Here is a 4,923-nt window from a genome sequence, read left to right as displayed (position 1 = left end):
TATCCATGAGTCATTTTCTGGCACTACAAATGACGTTTCAGGCTACCTGCAATCGTAAGGTATTGTAATTAAACATATCATGTTTTCTTGCCTGCCAGATTTCGGCAATTTTCAGGGCGCAAATCATGAATTTGGGTTAAGCTCAAACTCTTTGCCTTGGCCGATTGCCTGCTTCCAGTCTTTGACGATTTTAAGGGCCTGGGGCAGGTCGTTTTTATCAATGGGGCGGCGCTGGGCGCCTAAGTCGAAGCCGTCGTTTGTTACTTTTACGAAAAGGATTTCGCCGGTCTTTTTGGCCAGGGTTTTGTCCATTAGCAGGATGCTTGTTTTGACGCCGGAGTATGGCTGAAAAACACCGGCAGGCAGGGAAATTACTGCATACAAATAGCCTTCGTCCACTAACATTTTACGCAAATTTTTATAGGCGTTCTGGGACTGGAAGATGATCCCTTCGGGGACAATCACGCCGGCCCTGCCATGAACGTTGAGGTGTTCGGCGATGTAATCAACAAAAAGGACTTCGCTCCGTTTGGCCTTTATAGTGAAACGGGAATGGGGCCGGATGCCGCCTTTTGGCGACATGAACGGCGGATTTGCCAGGATTACGTCATAACGCTCGTCCCATCGGTCTTCGCTGGTGAGTGTATCGTATTCATAAACTGCCGGATTTGCAAAGCTGTGCAGATACATATTGACCAGAGAGAGCCGTACCATGTCAGGCGAGATGTCGTAGCCGCAGAAATTTGTCATGAGACGGCCTTTGTCATCAGTGGTCAGGAGGTCGCCGGGACGGCTTTTGGTATTTTGACGAAGAATATGTTTGTAGGATGAGATTAGGAATCCGGCCGTGCCGCACGCAGGGTCAAGAACAGTATCCTCTTTGGCTGGATTTACAATCTCAACCATGAAATCAATGACATGCCGCGGGGTGCGAAACTGCCCTGCATCTCCCTGACTGCTCAGAACGGAAAGCAGGTATTCGAAAGCATCTCCCAGGCGTTCGCTGTGGTCATAGGCAAAACCATTTATTTCCTTCAGAAAGAGATTTAGTGTTTCCGGGTCTCTGTAAGGTAGAAACGCTCCTTTGAAAATATCCCTGAAAAGCTGGGGGATATTTTCGTTCATATCCATCTTCTCTATTCCCTCGGCATAGAGGAGAAGACGTTCATGACCGCTGAATTTGCGGTCGAGCAGGCGGCTCCAGGCATACTGTTTGAATTCACCGGCAAAAAAGGTGGCCTTGCCTCCGAGTTCCTCGGTTTGATTGTCCATGTCGTCCATGAACTTGTAGATCATGGCGATGGTTATCTGTTCTACCTGTGATTTGGGGTCAGGGACCTTGCCCACAAGGATGTCACGCGCGGAATCTATCCGCTTTTTTGTTCCGTTATCAAGCATACCCGGGTTCTTTTCCTTTACCTAAAATCCGATTTTCTTGCGTGGTTTCGCGGGCGGCGTCATGAGTTGACGGATCGCCTCAAAAATGGCCTGAATCTGTTCATCATGACTTTCCAGATGTTGTTCGAGTTCTGCAAGTTTCTGTGCCAGTTTGTTATTGGATGCAATCATCTTTCTTAACTGAACAAAAGCTCTCATGATTGCAATGTTTACTTCAATAGCACGTTCGCTATTTAGAACAGAAGATAGCATTGCCACACCTTGTTCTGTAAAGGCGAATGGTGAATACTTTGAATGCTGACCTCTTTTTAAGGTCACATTTTGTGACCTTAAAGATCGATTTTCCTCTTTTGTCAGTTCAAACATAAAATCATCAGGAAAACGTTTTATGTTTCTCCGTACTGCTTGCTTTAAAACCTTTGTTTCTACGCCATAAAGCTTTGCAAGATCATAATCTAACAAAACTTTTTCACTACGAAGAAAAGCTATCTTATTGACAATTAATTCAGTGGGGACAGTTGATGTCATGGCAGCTCCAAAATTACAAAAATGTGTTCAGGGGGACATAGTCCTTTACATATTCAGGTATTACATTTCGCCACTCTTCAAGGTCCTTAAGATCGGCAATAGTCACCTTGGGATTGGTGGCAAGGCGATTGTATTCTTTACTCTCTATGATGTCCCGGATTTCACTGTCAGCAATATAAGCCTTGAAAAACCCCTTGATTCGGGAAATGCGGGAGGCGTCCGGTTTGTGGATGGACACAAATTTATCCAGTTCCTCATCAAGAAGTTCATCTTTGGACTTGAACCGTTCAATATCTCCGAAGGTCTTCTCAAGAATCTCCCATAACCTGAGCCGCCTATCCAGATGAACCGATTTTCTTAGTTTCTCAAGATTGAAGAATTCTTCGGGTTTATCAAAGAGATTCTTCCTGATGTATTCCTCGGCAGCTTTCATATCACCGCGTTCATAGTGCTGACGAACCGTATCATCTTTTTTGACGGTTTCCTCGAATTGATCGTAGAATTTGCGATCTATCTTCATTCCGTCAAGACCCACGCGTGACTCTATGTAAGACGATAATGGGTCCGGCTGGATGTTTTCGAATTCGTCAACATTGATGCCACCGCCATCACCAGTGCCCGTCCCTGTTCCGGTGGGGGGCAGTTCCAGTACCTCGTCGTAATTGAATTTCTCCTCAAAATACTCGCAGGTGGCAAAGAAATCAAAGAGTTTAAATGTTCTCTTTTCCTTCTTATATTCCTCCATGTGGCCATTTTCTTTTATTTTATGAAGGAAAGAATATTTCCTTGTGCCCCGGCCCTTGATCTGTATGAAATCAGTGGGAGAAAATATAGGACGCATCAGGCAGAGGTTTAAAATGTCTTCGCAATCATAACCGGTGGTCATCATGCCGACAGTCACGCAGACACGGGTTTTGGAGCTGAGATATCCCTCCAGCACCCTGGTGTGTCCGTTCAGGTTGTTGTTTGCAAAACTGATTGAAAACTGCTGTGCGTCTGGAATTATTGAAGTCACCTGTACGGCGAAATCAGAGTTGTATTTTCCGGGGAACAGGCTATCAGCAAATATATTGAGGGTCTGGGTGATTTTGGAAGCATGGTTCTGGCTTACGCAGAAAATGATGCTTTTGCCGATTTCATTGCTTAAAGGGTCCCTGATTGCGTTTTCAAGAAAGGTTTTGCACAGGATTCCATTTGTTTTATCTGAAAAAAACTTCTTCTCAAAGTCTTTCTGGAAAAAGATCTTTTCCTCTAATTTTCCTTCTTCGTTTTCAATAAGCACGGAATAACCAAGGTCGGACAGGAGCTGTGTAGTGATTTCCGTCCTGGCATCTACGACAACCGGGTTGACCAGAAACCCGTCATTTACTCCGTCGACGAGGCTGTACCTGAAAGTGGGGATTCCGCTGGCACAGCCAAAGGTTATATACGAATCGAGGAGTTGCCTGCGTTCCCATTCCCGCGGGTCTTGCTTACTGATTTTTTCCGGGTCGATCTTCTTCAGGTAATCCTTTGGCGTGGCGGTAAGCCCCAATTTATAACCCACAAAATATTCGAACACAGCCCGGCTGTTTCCGCTGATTGAGCGGTGGGCTTCATCAGATATGATCAGATCAAAATCTGTCGGGGAAAACAGGCGTCTATACTTATTATTGAACGAAAGGCTCTGTACTGTGGAAACGACAATCTCGGCCTTGCGCCAATCGTCGCGGTTTTCTTTGAAGATGACGCAGGTGTAATCATTCTTCAGGCAACGGACAAGATTTTTCCAGGCCTGGTTTTCCAACTCGATTCTATCGACCAGGAAAAGGACACGGCTGGCATTGCCTGTTTTTAAAAAGAGTTTGATAACGGCGGCGGACGCAAGCGTTTTGCCGGTGCCTGTGGCCATCTCAAAGAGAAAACGGTTGCCGCCGCTTTTTACAGACTTCTGCAGGGCGTAAATGGCATTCAACTGATAAGGCCGCAGAAATTTCAGGTTGTTGTCTTTGATAAAGTCATCGCGCTCATCAGGATTATTCCAGCTGGGAGCGGAACGATACACGGGGCTCTGGGTAATAGCGATATAATCGTCTTCGACTTTTTCCTTAACAAGGCTTTCAGGATTGGGTTTAAATGTCCTGTACTGGCCTAATGATTCCTGAGAAGGAAAGTCGATTATAATAGAGGGATTACCGTGCTCCAGGTCCCAGAAATAATGGAGGTTTCCATTGGAAAGAATGATAAAGCGAACATTTGACGATCTGGCGTATTTGCGGGCCTGCTCTTTGCCGGCCAGTGGGTCTAATTTTTCAGATTTTGCTTCAAGTACCGCACAGGGGAAGCCTTTGCTGTCGAGCAGGAGGTAATCAACATATCCATTGCCGGTTTTCTCAAAATCATCACCAAACTGGTCAAGAACTTTCTTCTTTATTTTGACATTTGTTTCCAGCGCAATATTGGCCGGGCCGGTTTTATCATCAAAAAACCGCCACCCTGAACGCTGAAGGAGGCTATTAATTCTTATCCTTGCTTTGGCTTCTTTTTCCATACGACTGTGCTCTTGACAACTTTAAACGCTTTTTGGAAATTACCTAAATTATTACTAAACCGTTCCGAACAGGAGACTCCTTTAACTCTTCGATGTTATTTATAAACATAGAAAAGAAAATATGCAAGGAATTTCAATGACTCCAGTTAAGAGTTGTCGACCTCATGGCCAATGGCTTACAATTCTAACCCCCCAATAGACATTGAAAATAGAGTCTGTCTTTCCCCTCCCGTAGGACAGCCGTCTCGGCTGTCTAAGCGATTCGCCATTATGGACAGGCGGGACGCCTGTCCTACTGTGTTGGAAGGGTTAATGTCTGTTTTAGGGTACCAGTTGACTCATAATAAAATGTTACCGAAGGGGGAGAGATTTTAGGTTACGTTGCCTCATAAAAGATGTTACCCGGGTTTGTTGTTTATGGAGAAGATTTTTTTCATTTTCTTGTCCATGGTTTTTCTTAGCAGAAA

The 4,923-nt window shown here is 45.0% G+C and carries 3 protein-coding genes; all 3 read right to left on the bottom strand.

Annotation, left to right across the window (positions count from 1 at the left end; all coding sequences use genetic code 11):
• Positions 1 to 123: 123 nt before the first annotated feature.
• Genes Q7J27_09245 through Q7J27_09235 form a run of 3 tightly spaced genes read right to left on the bottom strand, consistent with a single transcriptional unit; the run spans position 124 to position 4,456 of the window.
• A complete protein-coding gene (locus Q7J27_09245) occupies positions 124 to 1,398 on the bottom strand; it encodes an N-6 DNA methylase (GenBank protein MDO9529332.1) in 1,275 nt (424 codons plus the stop codon).
• A gap of 21 nt (positions 1,399 to 1,419) precedes the next feature.
• Positions 1,420 to 1,926 (bottom strand): ORF6N domain-containing protein, encoded by a 507-nt coding sequence (locus tag Q7J27_09240; protein MDO9529331.1) that lies wholly within the window; start codon positions 1,924 to 1,926, stop codon positions 1,420 to 1,422.
• Positions 1,927 to 1,939: 13 nt separating this feature from the next.
• Positions 1,940 to 4,456, bottom strand: coding sequence for a DEAD/DEAH box helicase family protein (locus Q7J27_09235; GenBank protein ID MDO9529330.1), 2,517 nt, complete (start codon positions 4,454 to 4,456; stop codon positions 1,940 to 1,942).
• Between the last annotated feature and the right edge of the window lie 467 nt (positions 4,457 to 4,923).

Source organism: Syntrophales bacterium, assembly GCA_030655775.1.
Taxonomy (GTDB): Bacteria; Desulfobacterota; Syntrophia; order Syntrophales; family JADFWA01; genus JAUSPI01.
The sequence above is the reverse complement of the archived record's forward strand: the minus strand, read 5'-3'. Positions and strand labels throughout refer to the sequence as shown.

Coding starts and splice junctions, on each gene's coding strand:
- Q7J27_09245 (MDO9529332.1), bottom strand. CDS start 1,398: ATGCTTGATAACGGAACAAAAAAGCGGATAGATTCCGCGCGTGACATC.
- Q7J27_09240 (MDO9529331.1), bottom strand. CDS start 1,926: ATGACATCAACTGTCCCCACTGAATTAATTGTCAATAAGATAGCTTTT.
- Q7J27_09235 (MDO9529330.1), bottom strand. CDS start 4,456: ATGGAAAAAGAAGCCAAAGCAAGGATAAGAATTAATAGCCTCCTTCAG.